Raw genomic sequence first — 16380 nt, forward strand, 5'->3', positions numbered from 1 at the left:
TCTTCGTTCAGATCGCGGCAAAGGCCGAGTCGAGCACGGCTCGACTCTACAAACGCCAAGCAGGCTTACGCGGCAGCGGCCTGCTCGCGGCGCGGGCCTTCACGCAGGGCGCGGCCGACCATGCCCACCAGCAGGTCCAGCTCCTCGCTGTCCATGCCGAAGTGCGGGGTGAAGCGCAGCGAGTTCTCGCCGCCGTGGATCACGTTGATGCCGTGCTGGCGCAGCCATTCCTCGGTCGAGTTGGCACCGTAGCACTTGAACTGCGGGGCCAGCTCGCAGGAGAACAGCAGACCGGTGCCCTGCACCTTGGTGATCAGCCCGCCCAGCTCGTTCTTCAGCTGTTCCAGCCTGCGCACGGCCTCGGCACCGCGTTCGGCGATGTTGGCGCGCACCTGCGGGGTCAGCTGGGCCAAGGTGGCGCAGGCCACGTCCAGCGCACGCGGGTTGCTGGTCATGGTATTGCCATAGATGCCCTTGCGGTACAGCTGCGCGGCATGCTCGGTCACCGCCAGCACCGACAGCGGGTACTGCGCGGCGTTGAGGGCCTTGGAATAGGTCTCCATGTCCGGCGGGTCGAGGCCTTCGAAGCCCGGGTAATCGACCACCGACAGCACGCCATGCGCGCGCAGGCCGGCCTGGATCGAGTCGAGCAGCAGCAGGCTGCCGTGGGCACGGGTCAGTTCGCGGGCCACGGCATAGAACGACGGCGGCACCGAACGGCCCGGATCGCCTTCGCCCATCACCGGCTCCAGGAACACCGCCTCGATGAACCACTGGTTGCGCGCGGCGTCCTCGAACACCTTGCGCAGGCCGGCTTCGTCGTACGGCGCCACGGTGATCACCGAGTCTTCGCCACGATAGCTGGCCAGGTGCTGCATGTAGCTCTTGCGGCTGGAATCGGAATACAGGGCAGGGCGGTCGGTACGGCCATGGAAGCTGCCCTTGACCACCACGCGCTTGATCGCAGCGCCAGCGTGGCGCGCACCCGGGTCGGTCTGCAGCTTGGCGTTGACATCGGCGATGCGGGCCGCCAGGCCGACCGCTTCGGAACCGGAATTCAGGCACATGAAACGGGTGAACGGGCAGCCGCCACGGCGGTGGCCGATCTCGGCGCGCAGGGCGGTGATGAAGCGCTGCTGCGACAGGCTGGGGGTCATGATGTTGGCCATCACCTGCGGGCGGGCCATCGCCTCCAGCACGGCGTCCGGGGTGTGCCCGAAGCCGAGCATGCCGTAGCCGCCGGCGTCGTACAGCACGGCGCCCTTCAGGGTGACCACCCATGGGCCGCGCGCAGCCAGTGCCACGTACGGGGTCACCGCGTCATCGGCATAGAAATTGACGAAACCGTCCTGCATCGCGTCGATCTGCGCCTGTTCGTCCTGCGCCAGCAGCGGCCCCAGGTCGGCCTGCACGCGCGCGAACTCCTCGGCAGCGGCGTCCACCGCAGCGATCAGCTGCGGGTGGTTGGCGGACAGGGCGGTCAGGGTGGCATCGTCCAGCCCGGTGGTGAGACGGGTGCCGGGCTGGCTGCGCAGGGGGGCGAGGCGTTCGATGAAGCTCATTGCAGATCTCCTGAAACAATGGGTCGCACGGGTCTTCAAAAGCAAAACGCGCGTCATCACGCGCGCTTGGGGGCAGGCTCGTGCAGCGGACTTCCGGCTCGATGCTAGCACTTGTTTTTTTGCGCGATAACCCCGCAGAAACCTGCTGCATAGCAGCATTTTCCGCGACGTTCGCCGCGAAGCACGCCGGCTCGCAGACGCTGGACGTACAATGCGCGCCATTGTCGACCTGTTGCCGCCCACTGCCTTGAAGAAGTCCGATTTCCATTACGACCTGCCGGCTGAACTGATCGCGCAGGCCCCGCTGGCCGAACGTTCCGCAAGCCGCCTGCTGCTGGTACCGCCGGCGCCCGATGCCTTCACCGACCTGCAGGTGCGCGACCTGCCGTCGCTGCTGCAGCCGGGCGACCTGCTGGTGTTCAACGACACCCGGGTGATCCCGGCGCGCCTGTTCGGGCAGAAGGCCAGCGGTGGCCGCGTGGAGATACTGATCGAGCGCCTGCTGGGCGGCCAGCAGGCACGTGCCCAGGTGGGCGCCAGCAAGTCACCGAAGGCCGGCAGCCGCATCGCGCTGGATGCCGGCGGTGAAGCAGAGGTGCTGGGCCGCGATGGCGAGTTCTACGTACTGCAGTTCCATGTGCCGGAATCGCTGGAACAGTGGCTGCTGCACGCCGGCCGCCTGCCGCTGCCGCCGTACATCCAGCGCGAGCCGGGCGTGGACGACCGCGAGCGCTATCAGACTGTGTTCGCGCGCGAAGTGGGGGCGGTGGCGGCGCCGACCGCCGGCCTGCATTTCGACGAACCGCTGCTGGCCGCACTGAAGGACAAGGGCGTGGAGTTCGGGCACGTCACCCTGCACGTGGGTGCAGGCACCTTCCAGCCGGTGCGTGCCGATGACCTGAAGGACCACGTGATGCACCGCGAGTGGCTGAACGTGGGTGCCGAGCTGGTGCAGCAGGTGCGGCGCACGCGCGCCGCCGGCGGCCGCGTGATCGGCGTCGGCACCACCGTGGTGCGCGCGCTGGAAAGCGCGATGCGCGACGGCGAGCTGCTGCCGTTTGCCGGTGAAACGCAGATCTTCATCACCCCGGGTTACCGCATCCGCAGCGTCGACGCGATGGTGACCAACTTCCACCTGCCGGAAAGCACGCTGCTGATGATGATCTCCGCGTTCGCCGGCAAGGAGCGCGTGTTCGAGGCCTACCGGCACGCGATCGAGCAGCGCTACCGCTTCTTCAGCTACGGCGACGCGATGCTGCTGTTCCCGCAGGCGGGGTAGGGCGCTGACCTCTGCCTGCTTGTGGTGGGTGCGCACCGTTGGTGCGCACTTGCAGGTGCCTGGAGACCAGGAAAGCCACGCATGGCGTGGCTCTACTGCCGTGCCGTTCAGGCCTGAATGGGCGGTCGAGCCGGTTTTGGGAGACAATGAGCAACTATTTGCCCGAATGACCGCTCCATGTCCCGACTGCAGTTCCAGCTCCAGACCCGCGACGGCCGTGCCCGCCGTGGCCGCCTGACCTTCCCGCGTGGCACGGTGGAAACACCGGCCTTCATGCCGGTCGGGACCTATGGCTCGGTCAAGGGCATCCTGCCGGACCAGGTGCGTGCGCTGGGCGCCGAGATCATCCTCGGCAACACCTTCCACCTGTACCTGCGCCCGGGCCTGGACATCATCGCCGACCACGGCGGCCTGCACGGCTTCTGCCGCTGGGACGGCCCGATCCTGACCGACTCCGGTGGCTTCCAGGTGTTCTCGCTGGCCCACCGCCGCAAGATCACCGAGCAGGGCGTGACCTTTGCCTCGCCCACCGACGGCGCCCGTGTGTTCCTGGGCCCGGAAGAGAGCATGAAGATCCAGAAGGTGCTCGATTCGGACGTGGTGATGATCTTCGACGAGTGCACCCCGTACCCGGCCACCGAGGATGTGGCGCGCCGGTCGATGGAGCTGAGCCTGCGCTGGGCCCAGCGCAGCCGCAACGCGCATGACGAGCTGGGCAATGACGCGGCCCTGTTCGGCATCGTCCAGGGCGGCGTGCACACCGACCTGCGCAGCCGCTCGGCCGAGGCCCTGCAGGCGATCGGCTTCGACGGCTATGCCATCGGCGGCCTGGCCGTGGGCGAGCCGGAGCACGAGCGCAACGCCATGCTCGACCACCTGGACCCGGAGCTGCCAAGCGACCGTCCGCGCTACCTGATGGGTGTGGGCCGGCCGGAGGACCTGGTCGAGGGTGTCGCACGTGGCGTGGACATGTTCGACTGCGTGATGCCGACGCGCAACGCCCGCAACGGCCACTATTTCACCTCGTTCGGCACCGTTCGCATCCGGAATTCCCAGTATGCGCGGGACATGGACCCGATCGAGCCGGGCTGCGGCTGCGTGGCCTGCACCGGCGGTTACACGCGTTCCTACCTGCGCCACCTGGACCGCTGCAACGAGATGCTGGCGCCGATGCTCGGTACCCTGCACAACCTGTTCTATTACGAAAAGCTGATGGCCGACATCCGCGCGGCCATCGAGGCGGGAACCTTCCTGGCCTTCCGCGAGTCCTTCTACGCGGCACGCGGGGCGGTGGCCCCGCCCCTGTAACCCGAACGCCCCTGCCAAACGGCCCAAGGACGAACGCCCGGGGCCGTGGCATACTTCAAGGCTGACCCAGATCCGCGGTCGACACCTCGTGCCCGTGAAAGGGCTGAAGCGCCGCCCAACCAAAGGACCAACGATGAACCTGCTTGCTTTCCTGATTCCCGCCGCCCACGCCCAGGCCGCCGGCGGCCAACCGCAGGGCATGGGCCTGACCACGCTGCTGTTCCCGGTCATCCTGATCGCCATCATGTACTTCCTGATGATCCGCCCGCAGATGAAGCGGCAGAAGGAGCACAAGGCCATGCTGGAGAAGATCAAGCGTGGCGATGAAGTGCTGACCAACGGCGGCATCGCCGGCATCGTCACCGACATCGGCGACAACTTCATCACCATTGAAGTGGCTGACAACGTGCGCATCCGCGTGCAGAAGGGCGCTGTCGGCAACGTGCTGCCGGCCGGTACCCTGAAGTCGGCCCAGTAAGCCACTCCCTTTCCGATGCACAACCGCGGCGCCGGGGATGGCGCCGCGCGGGACCCAAGCAATGCTCGAATTTCCACGCTGGAAGTACGTCGTCATCCTGATCGTACTGGCGCTCAGCGCGCTGTACGCGCTGCCCAACATCTACCAGAAGGACCCGGCCCTCCAGATCACCGCCAACCGTGGCGGGCAGATCGACGATGCGCTGCGCGACCGTGTGCTGGCCGACCTGAAGACGGCCGGTGTCACCCCCGTCGGTGTCGAGAAGGAAGGGGAAAGCCTGATTGTCCGCCTGCCGGACCTGAAGGCGCAGTCCGCTGCCAGCGACGCCCTGCGCGACACCGTCGGCGAAAAGTACACCGTGGCCCTGAACCTGGCCTCGACCGTGCCGGACTGGCTGGCCAACCTCGGTGGTCGCCCGATGGTGCTGGGCCTGGACCTGCAGGGTGGTGTGCACTTCGTGCTGCAGGTCGACCAGAAGGCCGCCCTCGACAAGCGCCTGGACGCCTACACCGAAGACGTGCGCAGCACCCTGCGTGACGCGCGCATCGCGTACCAGTCGGTGGAGCGTCGCGCGGACAACAGCATCGTGGCCAACCTGAGCCCGTCCGCCGGTGATGACGCCGCACAGCGTGCCCGTGCGGCGCTGGTGAAGGCGCAGCCGACGCTCGGCTACGACGTCAGCGGCAACCGAATCACGGTGACCGTGCCGGAGACCGAGATCGCGCAGATCGCCAATGGCGCCATCGAGCAGAACATCAACACCCTGCGCAACCGCGTGAACCAGCTCGGCGTGGCCGAGCCGATCATCCAGCGCCAGGGTGCCGACCGCGTGGTCGTGCAGCTGCCCGGCGTGCAGGACACTGCCGAAGCCAAGCGCATGATCGGCGCCACCGCCACCCTGGAATACCGCGCGGTGGTCGAGGGCAATGCCCAGGACGCCATCGACTCCGGCCGCATCCCGCCGGAAGCGAAGGTCTATCAGCGCCGTGACGGCGGCGGTCCGATCCTGCTGAACAAGCGCGTGATCGTCACCGGCGACCAGATGGTCGGCGCGCAGGCGGTGACCGACTCCACCAGCGGTGCCCCGGCGGTCAGCGTGACGCTGAACAACGTCGGCGGCCAGCGCATGTTCGACTTCACCAGCGCCAACGTGAACAAGCCGATGGCGGTGGTGTATACCGAACGCGTGCCGACCGTGACCCTGGTTGACGGCCAGGAAGTGCGTGGCTTCAAGGTCAACGAGGAAGTGATCTCGGTGGCCAACATCAACGGCGTGTTCGGCAAGAACTTCCAGACCACCGGCCTGCAGAAGAAGGAAGCCGACGACCTGGCCAAGCTGCTGAAGTCCGGCTCGCTGGCCGCGCCGATGGACTTCGTCGAAGAGCGTGTGGTCGGCCCGAGCCTCGGCGCCGAGAACGTCAAGAACGGCATGCGCGCAGTGGTGTTCGCGTTCCTGTTCACCCTGGTGTTCTTCAGCGTCTACTACCGCATGTTCGGTGTGATCACCTCGATCGCGATGCTGTTCAACCTGCTGATCGTGGTGGCGGTGATGTCGCTGTTTGGCGCGACCATGACCCTGCCGGGCTTCGCCGGCCTGGCGTTGTCGGTCGGCCTGTCGGTGGACGCCAACGTGCTGATCAACGAGCGTATCCGTGAAGAGCTGCGTGCCGGTGTGCCGGGCAAGACCGCGATCGTGACCGGTTACGAGCGTGCCTCGGGCACCATCCTCGACGCCAACCTGACCGGCCTGATCGTCGGTGTGGCGCTGTTCGCATTCGGTACCGGTCCGCTGAAGGGCTTCGCACTGACCATGATCATCGGTATTTTCGCCTCCATGTTCACCGCGATCACCGTGTCGCGTGCGCTGGCGACGCTGATCTACGGCCGTCGCAAGAAGCTCCAGAACGTGGCCATCTGACGGGACGACACGCACAATGAAACTGTTTCCGCTGCACATCCTCCCGAACGACACCAAGATCGACTTCATGCGCTGGCGCCATGTCGCCATGGCAGTCACCATCGTGGTGTTCCTGGCCTCGGTCGCCATCATCGGCATCAAGGGCTTCAACTATGCGCTGGACTTCACCGGCGGCACCCTGATCGAAGCCCGCTTCGACAAGCCGGTGGACGTCGAGCAGGTCCGCAACAAGCTCGAGCAGAGTGGCTTTGAGGGCGCCCAGGTCCAGAGCGTCGGTGGCAACACCGACCTGCTGATCCGCCTGGCCCCGCACGGTGAGCATGCGCCGGGTACCGGTGACGCCGCCGCCGAGGACAAGGCCACCGCTGCCGCCGTGGTGAAGGCGCTGTCTTCTGCCGACAATCAGGCCACCGTGCTGCGCAACGAGTTCGTAGGCCCGCAGATCGGCAAGGATCTGGCGATGAATGGCCTGTACGCGACCATCTTCATGCTGGCCGGCTTCCTGATCTACATCGCAGTGCGCTTCGAGTGGAAGTTCGCGGTCACCGCCAGCATCGTGGCGATGTTCGACCTGATCGTGACGGTCGCTTACGTGTCCCTGCTGGGTCGTGAGTTCGACCTGACCGTGCTGGCCGGCCTGCTGTCGGTGATGGGCTTTGCGATCAACGACATCATCGTGGTCTTCGACCGCGTCCGCGAGAACTTCCGCAGCCTGCGCGTGGACTCGATGGAAGTGCTGAACCGTTCGATCAACCAGACGCTGTCGCGTACGGTGATCACCGCGGTCATGTTCTTCCTGTCGGCGCTGGCCCTGTACATGTACGGCGGCAGCTCGATGGAAGGCCTGGCCGAGACGCACATGATCGGTGCGGTGATCGTGGTGCTGTCCTCGATCCTGGTGGCGGTGCCGATGCTGACGATCGGTTTCCTGCGCGTCAGCAAGCAGGACCTGCTGCCGAAGGCGAAGGACGTCGAGGCCCTGGCCCGTCGCCCGTAAACGCCTGCTGCACGCAGCACACAGAGAACCCCGCGCAAGCGGGGTTTTTTGTTGGCAGGGCTTGCAGCCCTGCACCTGCAGAGGCAACAGCAACAGCAACAGCGGGCATTCCGTGGATTGGTGGGGCGGTGTCGGAGTGCGGGGGCGCCGCAAGTACGTCCCTGTAGGCTTGGCAGCCGCATCCATGCGGCTGACACCCCGCACTCCGACACCGCCCCACCTTTGACAGATTCCTGCGGCTGTCGGTAGGTGTCGACCTTGGTCGACACATCTGTCAGATATCGAATGAATTCAACCGTGTCGACCAAGGTCGACACCTACCAAGGCCGCACGCCGTTCCAACAGATCGCGGAAGTCTGTCGAAGGCGGGGTGGGTCCGGTTGAGGGGGCGTGAGCCGCATGGATGCGGCGACCGAGCTTACATGGACGTACTTGCAGCGTCCCCCTCAACCGGACCCACCCCGCCCACCCCCAGGAACCCAGCTTTTGACGTTGCTCTGGCTCTGGCCGTTGCTCAGGCCTCTGCGGGTGCAGGGTGCAACCCTGCAAAAGAAACACCACCCTACGCCAGCGTCGGTTGTGCATTCGGCCCCCGCGCACTACGATCCTGCGGTTCGCGCGCGCAGGCGCGCGCCCGTATTCCTGCTGAGCGCCCCGTGCGCCGCATCTGCCAACCCGAGGTATCCATGGTCATCAAACCGCGCGTCCGCGGCTTCATCTGCGTCACCACCCACCCGACCGGCTGCGAGGCCGCGGTCAAGCAGCAGATCGACTACATCCGCGCGCGTCCGCCGATCCAGAACGGCCCCAAGCGCGTGCTGGTGATCGGCGCCTCCACCGGCTACGGCCTGGCTGCGCGCATCACCGCTGCCTTCGGCAGCGGCGCCGCGACCCTGGGCATTTTCTTCGAGCGCCCGGGTACCGAATCCAAGCCGGGCACCGCGGGCTGGTACAACTCGGCCGCGTTCCACAAGTACGCCGACGAAGCCGGCCTGTACGCCAAGAGCATCAACGGCGATGCCTTCTCCGATGAAGTGAAGGCGAAGACTATCGAAATGATCAAGGCCGATCTCGGCCAGGTCGACCAGGTCGTCTACAGCTTGGCGGCGCCGCGTCGCAAGCACCCCAAGATCGGTGAAGTCATCAGCTCCACGCTGAAGCCGATCGGCGAGCCGATCACCCTGCGCGGCCTGGATACCGACAAGGAAGTAATCACGGAAACCACCCTGCAGCCGGCTACCCCGGAAGAGATCGCTGGCACCGTCGCGGTGATGGGTGGCGAAGACTGGCAGATGTGGATCGACGCGCTGGCCGACGCCGGCGTGCTGGCCAACGGCTGCACCACCACGGCCTTCACCTACGTGGGCGAAGAGATCACCCAGGCGATCTACTGGAACGGCTCGATCGGCGCCGCCAAGAAGGACCTGGACACCAAGGTGCTGGGCCTGCGCGAGAAGCTGGCGAAAATCGGCGGCGACGCGCGCGTGTCGGTGCTGAAGGCCGTGGTCACCCAGGCCAGCTCGGCCATTCCGACCATGCCGCTCTACCTGTCGCTGCTGTTCAAGGTGATGAAGGAAAAGGGCACCCACGAAGGCTGCATCGAGCAGCTGGACGTGCTGTACGACATCCTCTACGGCGGCAAGGCCGACGGCGTGGCGATCGATCGCCTGCGCCACGATCTGGTCGATGGCGATGGCCATACCGTCGCGCTGGTCGACGAGGAAGGCCGCCTGCGTGCCGACTACAAGGAAATGGCGGCAGACGTGCAGGGCAAGGTGGTCGCGCTGTGGCCGCAGGTCACCAACGAGAACCTGTACGAGATCAGCGACCTGGCCGGCTACAAGGCCGACTTCCTGCGCCTGTTCGGTTTTGGCGTGGAGGGTGTCGACTACGAGGCCGACGTCAATCCGGACGTGAAGATCGATAATCTGGTCGACATGACCTGATCAATGAAAAGGCCGGCGAAAGCCGGCCTTCTCTTTTGGTGGGGCCGGCCGCTGGCCGGCAACCCTGGGTACCAAAGGCTGCCGGCCAGCGGCCGGCACTACCGCGGTCACCCGAACTCGAACCCCATCTCCGGCAGCGCCGGGCCGACGAAATCGCCCTGCACGTAATCCACGCCGGCACTGAACAGCAGGGTCATCGAATTGGCGTCGCTGACGAACTCGGCGATGGTGCGGATGCCGGCCTCCTGCGCGCGTGCGGTGATCTGGCTGATGCGGTCGATGTTCTCGCGGGTGGCCGCCAGATCGCTGGTGAAACCGCGGTCCAGCTTGAGGAACTGCGGCTGGAAGTGGGCGAGCAGCTGGAACGAGTCCAATCCCGAACCGAACTGCTCCAGCCCGATGCGGCAGCCCAGTGGCGCCACTTCGGCAAGGAACTGCTGCGCACTGCGCAGGTGGGTGAACACCTTCGCTTCCGGCGCATGCAGCCACAGCCGTTCGCCGGGCACGCCCTGCGCCTGCAGCTCGCGCCGCAGGGTGGCGATCATCTCGGGGTCGTCGAACGATTCCGGCGTCACCTTCACCAGTACCTGGGTGGCGTGGCCCTGGCGTGCGCGCTGACCCAGTACGGCGATGGCCTGCGAAACCACCCAGCGGTTGATCTCCGCCAGCAGGCCGTACTCCTCGGCGATGCCCAGGAAGGCGGTCGGGCTCAGCAGTTCGCCGTTGTGCTCCAGGCGCAGGTAGGCCTCGTACAGCTCCAGCGGCTCGCCCTGCAGGTTCAGCACCGGCTGGTAGTGCAGCTGGAAGCCGTCGCCGGCCAGTGCTTCACGGATACGGGTGACCCAGCGCAGCACGCGTTCTTCCTCGACGCGGTCGGCCGCAGCCGGGTCGAAGATGCGGCAGGTATTGCCCAGTTCGGCGGCGGCATGCGTGCACTCGCTGGCGCGTGCGAGCACCTGGCCGATGCTGGCGATCTTCTCGCCCACCTGCACGCCACCGATGCTGACCGTCACCGTGGCCGAGCGCGCGCCGATGCTGAACACATGCGCTGCATACGCTTCGCGGATGCGCTCGGCCAGTGCCACGGTCTGCGCGTAGGGCCCGGCCTGCAGTACGGCGAAATTGTGTTCGCCGAAGCGGGCCAGCTGCGCGTCCTCGCCAACGACCTCGGCCAGCAGGCCGGCAAGGGCGCCGATCAGCGCGTCGGCCGAGGCCAGGCCGATGTCCGGCAGCAGGCGCGCGTAGTGGTCCGGCTCGATCAGCAGCAGGCCGAACTGGCCTTCGCTGCGCCCGGCCTGTGCCACTGCGCTTTCCAGCTGCAGCATGAAGGTCGGGCGGTTGAGCAGGCCCGTGACCTGATCGCGCTGGCGCAGGTCCTCGACCTCGCGGGCCAGCTCCGGATCGAACTCCATGCGGCGGCGAAGCACCACCTGCAGGCAGGATTCGCCTTCGTAGGTGGCGGCGGTGAATTCCATGGTTGCCGCGAACGTACTGCCATCCTCGTGGCGGGCATCGAGCTGGTACTGCGGCGGCGGCGCCTCGCCACGGCTCAGGCCCTTCAGCAGCTGCTTGAAGCCTTCCACATGCTGCGCGGCGACCATGTCCAGCAGCGAGATGCCTTCGATGTCGTCGAACTGCTCGTAGCCGAACATTTCCAGGTAGGCATCGTTGGCACGGATGTGCATGCCTTCGTGCACGTAGGCGATGGGATCGCGCGAAGAGGCGATCAGCGCATCGCAGCGGCGCTCGGTCTCGCGCATCTGCGCTTCGATGCGGCGCAGGCCGCGACGGGCCTGCAGGTCCACCCATTGGTCGCGGACCACGGCCAACAGATGCTCGGAGCGCTGGCGCAGGGCGAGGGCACGGATGCCGTGGCTGCTGGCCTGCACCAGCTCGTCCTCGTCGATGCGATCGGCCAGCAGCACCAGCGGAATGTCCTTGCCGCTGGCGGCGATGTGCTGGGCCACCAGCGGCAGCGGGATGCCTTGCGAGGGGGACGCCAGCACCAGGTCGATGGCCTGGCTGGACAGCACCTGGGACAGCTCGGCCGCATCCTGCGGACGCCAAGGGCGCACCGCGATGCCGCTGTTGCGCAGCGTGCTGACGATGGCTTCGGCATTCTCGCCGCTGTCATCGACGATCAGCAGGCGGATGGTGATGTCGTTCGCGTTCTGCATGCACTGCTCCCCAATCTGCGAATCTAGATACACGATGCGCGGCGAACCGTCCATGCGCGCGCCCCTTGCACGCATCGAACGGCGATCTGGTTCACACCACGCCACCGGCCGCGTGGCCGCTGGCCCAGGCCCACTGGAAGTTGTAGCCGCCCAGCCAGCCGGTCACATCCAGCACCTCGCCGACGAAATGCAGGCCGGGTACGCGCTTGGATTCCATTGTCGAGGACGACACCTCAGCGGTATCCACGCCGCCCAGGGTGACTTCGGCGGTGCGATAGCCCTCGGTGCCGCTGGCCACCAGCGGGAACGCGCCCAGCAGCTGCGCGGCCTGGCGCAGCACCGGCTCGTCCAGCTGGCGCACAGGCCGGTCGGGCAGCCAGTGCTCGCACAGGCGCTGCGCCAGCCGCTTCGGCAGTACCTCGGCCAGCACCGTGCGCAGCTCGGCGGCCGGGCGCTCGCGCTTCATCTGGCGCAGCCACTCGCCGGCATCCTGGCCGGGCAGCAGGTCCAGCTCCAGCGCATCGCCGGGTTGCCAGAACGAGGAGATCTGCAGGATCGCCGGGCCGCTCACGCCGCGATGGGTCAGCAGCATGAAGTTCTGGAAGCTCTTGCCGTTGCAGCGCGCCTCGATCGGCAGGGCGACACCACTCAGATCAGCCAGCCGTTCCTGGTGCTTGCCGCTGAGCGTCAGCGGCACCAGCCCGGCGCGGGTCGGCAGCACCTGATGGCCGAACTGGCGAGCAATCTCGTAGCCAAAGCCGGTGGCGCCCATGCTCGGAATCGACAGGCCGCCGGTGGCAACCACCAGCGAGGCGCAGTGGAACAGGCCCTGCGTGGTGTGCACGCGGAACCCGTCGCTGCCGTGCTCGATGCGCTGCACGCTGCATTCGGTGCGGATCTGGGCACCGGCCTCCTGGCATTCGTCCACCAGCATCTTCACGATCTGCTTGGACGAGATGTCGCAGAACAGCTGGCCCAGCTCCTTTTCGTGATAGGCGATGCCGTGCTTGCTGACCAGCTCGATGAAGTGCCAGGGCGTGTAGCGCGCCAGCGCCGATTTGCAGAAGTGCGGGTTGGCCGACAGGAAGTTGGCCGGGGTGGTGCCGGTGTTGGTGAAGTTGCAGCGGCCACCGCCGGACATCAGGATCTTCTTGCCGACCTTGTTGGCATGGTCGATCACCTGCACCTGGCGGCCGCGCTGGCCAGCCGTGATCGCGGTCATCAGCCCGGCCGCGCCGGCGCCGATGACCACCACGTCGCAACGGATCGTGCTCATGCCTTGGCGCGCTTGCGCCAGTTCGGGACCACGTCGAGCTGCATCTGATCGTTGAGCAGCTGCACTTCACCGTCCTGGATAAGTACGCTCCAGCGCATCGCGCGCTGGATCTGCTGGCCCCACAGTTCGACGAAGGCACCATCGAGGTCAACCACCGACAGGTTGTCGAAGCGCGCCAGGCCCTTGCCCTGCTTGCCCCACCAGATCTCCGAGGCGTTGCCGCCGTAATTGACCACCTGCACCTGTCGGCTGCGGTTGCTGGCCTTGCGGATGCGGGATTCGTCGGGATGGCCCAGGTCGATCCATTGCAGGATGTCGCCGGTGTAGTCGTGTTCCCACAGGTCCGGCTCATCGTCGGTACTCAGGCCGCGGCCGAATTCCAGGCGGTCGCCGGCGTTCAGCGCGAAGGCGAGCAGGCGCACCATCAATCGTTCGTCGGTCTCGGACGGGTGCTGGGCCAGGGTCAGGTTGTGGGTCGCGTAGTAGCCGCGATCCATGTCGCTGATCTGCAGTTCGGCCTTGCGGATGGTGGCGGTAAGAGCCATGGGGGATCCGTGGACTAAAGACGTCAATGATAGAGGTTTGCTCCAAGGGTGTCCGTTGCCGCGCTGTCTGCGCAGTGTCAACGGTGGCACTCTTGGCGCTCTTTCCCGTGGCCGGAATGGACGCCATGACCCTGCCCAGCCACCTGCAGCTGCCACCCGGCCACTGGCCCAGCCTGCTCGATGGCCTGTGCGCGCGTTTCCCGCGCATCGGTCGCGCGCGATGGCAGGACCGCTTCGCCCGAGGCCGTGTGCAGGATGCGCAGGGCAGGGCACTGGCGCCGGACATGCCCTGGCAGGTGGGGCTGGAAATCCAGTACTTCCGCGAGGTTGCCGACGAGCCGGTGATTCCCTTCGCCGAGACCATCCTGCATCTGGATGCGCACCTGCTGGTGGCCGACAAGCCGCACTTCCTGCCGGTAACGCCGGCCGGTGGGTATGTGCGCGAAACCCTGCTGTCGCGCCTGGTCGCACGCACCGGCAACACCGAACTGGCGCCGTTGCACCGCCTGGACCGGCTGACCGCCGGCCTGGTGCTGTTCTCGACCCAGGCGGCCACGCGTGATGCCTATCAGCGGCTGTTCCGCGAGCGGCGCATCGAGAAGACCTATGAGGCGCTGGCACCGGCGCTGCCCGGGCTGGCGTTTCCGTTGCAGCGGGACAGCCGTCTGGTGCCGGGGGAGCCGTTCTTCCGCATGGCCGAAGTGCCGGGCGAGCCCAATGCGCGCAGCCTGATCGAGCCGATCGAGGCCGAAGGGCCGGTCTGGCGCTACCGGCTGAAGCCGGAAACCGGTCGCAAGCATCAGCTGCGCGTGCACATGGCCGCGCTGGGCGCACCGATCGAGGGCGACGACCTTTACCCGCAGCTGAGGCCGCGCCGGGATGACACGTTCGAGTCGCCCCTGCAGCTGCTGGCGCAGGGGCTGGCCTTCGATGACCCATTGAGCGGGGAGCCACGGCGGTTCAGCAGCCAGCGCCGCCTGTGCCGAATGGAGCAGGGCGGCTAGCGCGGGTCAGCGGGCCGGGCGCCGCGCCAGCCAGCGGTCCAGCTCGGCGGCGAACAGCTGCCGGTCGCGCTGGCCCAGTGGCGGCGGGCCGCCGGTCTGGACCCCGGCGCCGCGCAGTTCTTCCATGAAATTGCGCATCGACAGCCGCTCGGCCATGTTGTTCGGCGTGTACAGCTGGCCGCGCGGGTTCAGCGCCACGGCCTTCTTCTCCAGCACCAGCGCGGCCAGCGGGATGTCCTGGGTGACGACCAGGTCTCCGGAAGCGACCCGTTCGACGATGGCGCTGTCGGCCACGTCCAGGCCTTGCGGCACCTGGATCGAACGCAGCCAGCGTGAGGGCGGGGTGCGGATCCACTGGTTGGCAACCAGGGTCAGTTCGATGCCAACGCGTTCAGCGGCACGGAACAGGATGTCGCGAATGACGGTGGGGCAGGCGTCCGCGTCCACCCAGATGCGGGGGAGGGCGGGTTCAGCTTGGGTTTCAGCTTCAGTCATTTACCCAGTGTAGGGTAGGAAAATCCTGAATGGGGACTCGGGGTTAGCCTCGATCGGCTGCCAGCCCTTGTCACGTCTAGCGGGCGGGGCCAGCCGATGAACGTCCGGGCTATCGCTTTTTGCAGAAAACACGCGTATCGTTCGTCCCACTGTGTTTGCTAGGGTCACCGTGAATCGTGGCCTGGTGCAGTTGATCTCACGATCCGCTCATCGATCCGCTTTACCAACGCCTGCAACTCAGTCTCGGCCCCGATACCCGGTGGCTGCGATTTTTTCAACATGTGTTTCAGGAGTTAGTCAAATGTCTGATCGTCAGACCGGCACCGTCAAGTGGTTCAACGACGCCAAGGGCTTCGGCTTCATCACCCCGGAAAGCGGCCCGGACCTGTTTGTGCACTTCCGTGCCATCCAGGGCACCGGCTTCAAGACCCTGCAGGAAGGCCAGAAGGTTACCTTCATCGCCGTCCAGGGCCAGAAGGGTATGCAGGCTGACCAGGTGCAGGCGGTCTAATCCGTCTGCTACCGTTTGGTAGCCAGAACGCCGGAAGCGAAAGCTTCCGGCGTTTTTTATTGCCTGCTGCTTTGTAGAGTCGAGATTGCTCGACTGTCTCTGGAAAGCAGTCGAGCACGCTCGACTCTACAAAGGGCATGCAGCTGGCGCGGTACGATGCAGGCCTCCCCAAGGATCATCCCCATGCGCATCGTCCACCACCTGGAAAACTCCCGTTCCCTGCGTGTGCTGTGGATGCTGGAGGAGCTGGGGCTGGACTACGAACTGCGCCGTTATCCCCGCGATCCGAAGACGCTGCTGGCACCGCCCGAACTGCGTAACGTGCATCCGCTGGGCAAGTCGCCGGTGCTGCAGGATGGCGAGCTGGTACTGGCCGAGTCCGGCGCGATCCTCGACTACCTCGCAGACCGCTACGACACCCAACGCCAGCTGTCGCCGTCACCGATGCCGGCCGATGGCGCCGAGCGCATTGCCTACCGCTATTGGCTGCACTACGCCGAAGGCTCGGCGATGCCGCCGCTGCTGCTGACCCTGGTGATGGGCCGCATCCGCAACGCGCCGATGCCGTTCTTCGCCCGCCCGATTGCGCGCAGCATCGCCGACAAGGCCGAGCGTGGCTTCATCGGCCCGCAGCGACGACTGCACCTGGACTGGATGGAGCGCCGCCTGTCTGAAAGCCCATGGTTCGCCGGCGAACGCTTCAGTGCGGCCGACATCCAGATGAGCTTCCCGATCCAGGCGGCCGCCGCGCGCGGCGGTGGCCTCGACGACAAGCCGGCGCTGCGTGGCTTCCTCAAGCGTATCGGCGAGCGCCCGGCCTACCAGCGTGCAGAGGCCCACGGCGGTCATCTGCAGGCGCTCAGCGGCAATTGAGGCGGGCGGCG

Annotated in this window: 14 protein-coding genes; 9 read left to right on the forward strand and 5 right to left on the reverse strand. The window is 66.5% G+C overall.

Annotation, left to right across the window (positions count from 1 at the left end; translation table 11 throughout):
* Positions 1 to 65: 65 nt before the first annotated feature.
* The gene (locus tag ACSYAO_RS08385) at positions 66 to 1562 is read right to left on the reverse strand and encodes an aminotransferase class III-fold pyridoxal phosphate-dependent enzyme (RefSeq protein WP_076739231.1); all 1497 of its coding nucleotides are present in this window, start codon (positions 1560 to 1562) and stop codon (positions 66 to 68) included.
* Positions 1563 to 1773: 211 nt separating this feature from the next.
* On the opposite strand from ACSYAO_RS08385, the gene queA reads away from it, so the two are divergent.
* The 6 genes from queA (at position 1774) to fabV (ending at position 9488) form a co-directional block, all read left to right on the forward strand.
* Positions 1774 to 2841 (forward strand): tRNA preQ1(34) S-adenosylmethionine ribosyltransferase-isomerase QueA, encoded by a 1068-nt coding sequence (gene queA / locus ACSYAO_RS08390; RefSeq protein WP_012479927.1) that lies wholly within the window; start codon positions 1774 to 1776, stop codon positions 2839 to 2841.
* Positions 2842 to 3018: 177 nt separating this feature from the next.
* Complete coding sequence (gene tgt, locus ACSYAO_RS08395; protein ID WP_005409256.1) at positions 3019 to 4149, forward strand: tRNA guanosine(34) transglycosylase Tgt; 1131 nt, start codon at positions 3019 to 3021, stop codon at positions 4147 to 4149.
* Positions 4150 to 4282: 133 nt separating this feature from the next.
* Entirely contained in the window at positions 4283 to 4627 is a 345-nt protein-coding gene (gene yajC / locus ACSYAO_RS08400) for a preprotein translocase subunit YajC (RefSeq protein WP_005409257.1), read from the forward strand.
* A 61-nt stretch (positions 4628 to 4688) separates the two neighbouring features.
* Positions 4689 to 6545, forward strand: coding sequence for a protein translocase subunit SecD (gene secD / locus ACSYAO_RS08405; protein WP_043035689.1), 1857 nt, complete (start codon positions 4689 to 4691; stop codon positions 6543 to 6545).
* 16 nt (positions 6546 to 6561) lie between these two features.
* Complete coding sequence (gene secF / locus ACSYAO_RS08410) at positions 6562 to 7542, forward strand: protein translocase subunit SecF (RefSeq protein WP_005409259.1); 981 nt, start codon at positions 6562 to 6564, stop codon at positions 7540 to 7542.
* A gap of 686 nt (positions 7543 to 8228) precedes the next feature.
* Positions 8229 to 9488 carry an enoyl-ACP reductase FabV gene (gene fabV / locus ACSYAO_RS08415; protein WP_076739230.1) on the forward strand — a complete coding sequence of 420 codons (1260 nt, stop codon included), beginning with the start codon at positions 8229 to 8231 and terminating at the stop codon, positions 9486 to 9488.
* A 107-nt stretch (positions 9489 to 9595) separates the two neighbouring features.
* On the opposite strand, the gene ACSYAO_RS08420 is transcribed toward fabV, so the two are convergent.
* From ACSYAO_RS08420 to ACSYAO_RS08430, 3 genes are all read right to left on the reverse strand, one after another.
* Complete coding sequence (locus ACSYAO_RS08420) at positions 9596 to 11665, reverse strand: EAL domain-containing response regulator (protein ID WP_005413024.1); 2070 nt, start codon at positions 11663 to 11665, stop codon at positions 9596 to 9598.
* A gap of 91 nt (positions 11666 to 11756) precedes the next feature.
* On the reverse strand, positions 11757 to 12941 hold the full coding sequence (locus ACSYAO_RS08425; protein ID WP_076739229.1) for an NAD(P)/FAD-dependent oxidoreductase: 1185 nt from the start codon (positions 12939 to 12941) through the stop codon (positions 11757 to 11759).
* Entirely contained in the window at positions 12938 to 13486 is a 549-nt protein-coding gene (locus tag ACSYAO_RS08430; RefSeq protein ID WP_005409263.1) for a YaeQ family protein, read from the reverse strand. The genes ACSYAO_RS08425 and ACSYAO_RS08430 overlap by 4 nt, the downstream gene beginning before the upstream one ends.
* A 125-nt stretch (positions 13487 to 13611) precedes the next feature.
* Between ACSYAO_RS08430 and ACSYAO_RS08435 the strand changes: the two genes are divergently transcribed.
* Entirely contained in the window at positions 13612 to 14490 is an 879-nt protein-coding gene (locus ACSYAO_RS08435; protein ID WP_076739228.1) for a pseudouridine synthase, read from the forward strand.
* Between the two features lie 6 nt (positions 14491 to 14496).
* Here ACSYAO_RS08435 and ACSYAO_RS08440 read toward each other — a convergent pair whose 3' ends face one another.
* A complete protein-coding gene (locus ACSYAO_RS08440) occupies positions 14497 to 14985 on the reverse strand; it encodes a YaiI/YqxD family protein (protein ID WP_076739227.1) in 489 nt (162 codons plus the stop codon).
* A 301-nt stretch (positions 14986 to 15286) separates the two neighbouring features.
* Between ACSYAO_RS08440 and ACSYAO_RS08445 the strand changes: the two genes are divergently transcribed.
* Both ACSYAO_RS08445 and ACSYAO_RS08450 read left to right on the forward strand, forming a co-directional pair.
* Entirely contained in the window at positions 15287 to 15496 is a 210-nt protein-coding gene (locus tag ACSYAO_RS08445; protein WP_004153307.1) for a cold-shock protein, read from the forward strand.
* 183 nt (positions 15497 to 15679) lie between these two features.
* Positions 15680 to 16369 (forward strand): glutathione S-transferase family protein, encoded by a 690-nt coding sequence (locus ACSYAO_RS08450; RefSeq protein ID WP_005409266.1) that lies wholly within the window; start codon positions 15680 to 15682, stop codon positions 16367 to 16369.
* The last annotated feature ends 11 nt before the right edge of the window (positions 16370 to 16380 follow it).

Origin of the sequence: Stenotrophomonas sp. STK16_22, assembly GCF_051984505.1 — a bacterium.
In the GTDB taxonomy this organism is placed as follows: Bacteria; Pseudomonadota; Gammaproteobacteria; order Xanthomonadales; family Xanthomonadaceae; genus Stenotrophomonas; species Stenotrophomonas maltophilia_A.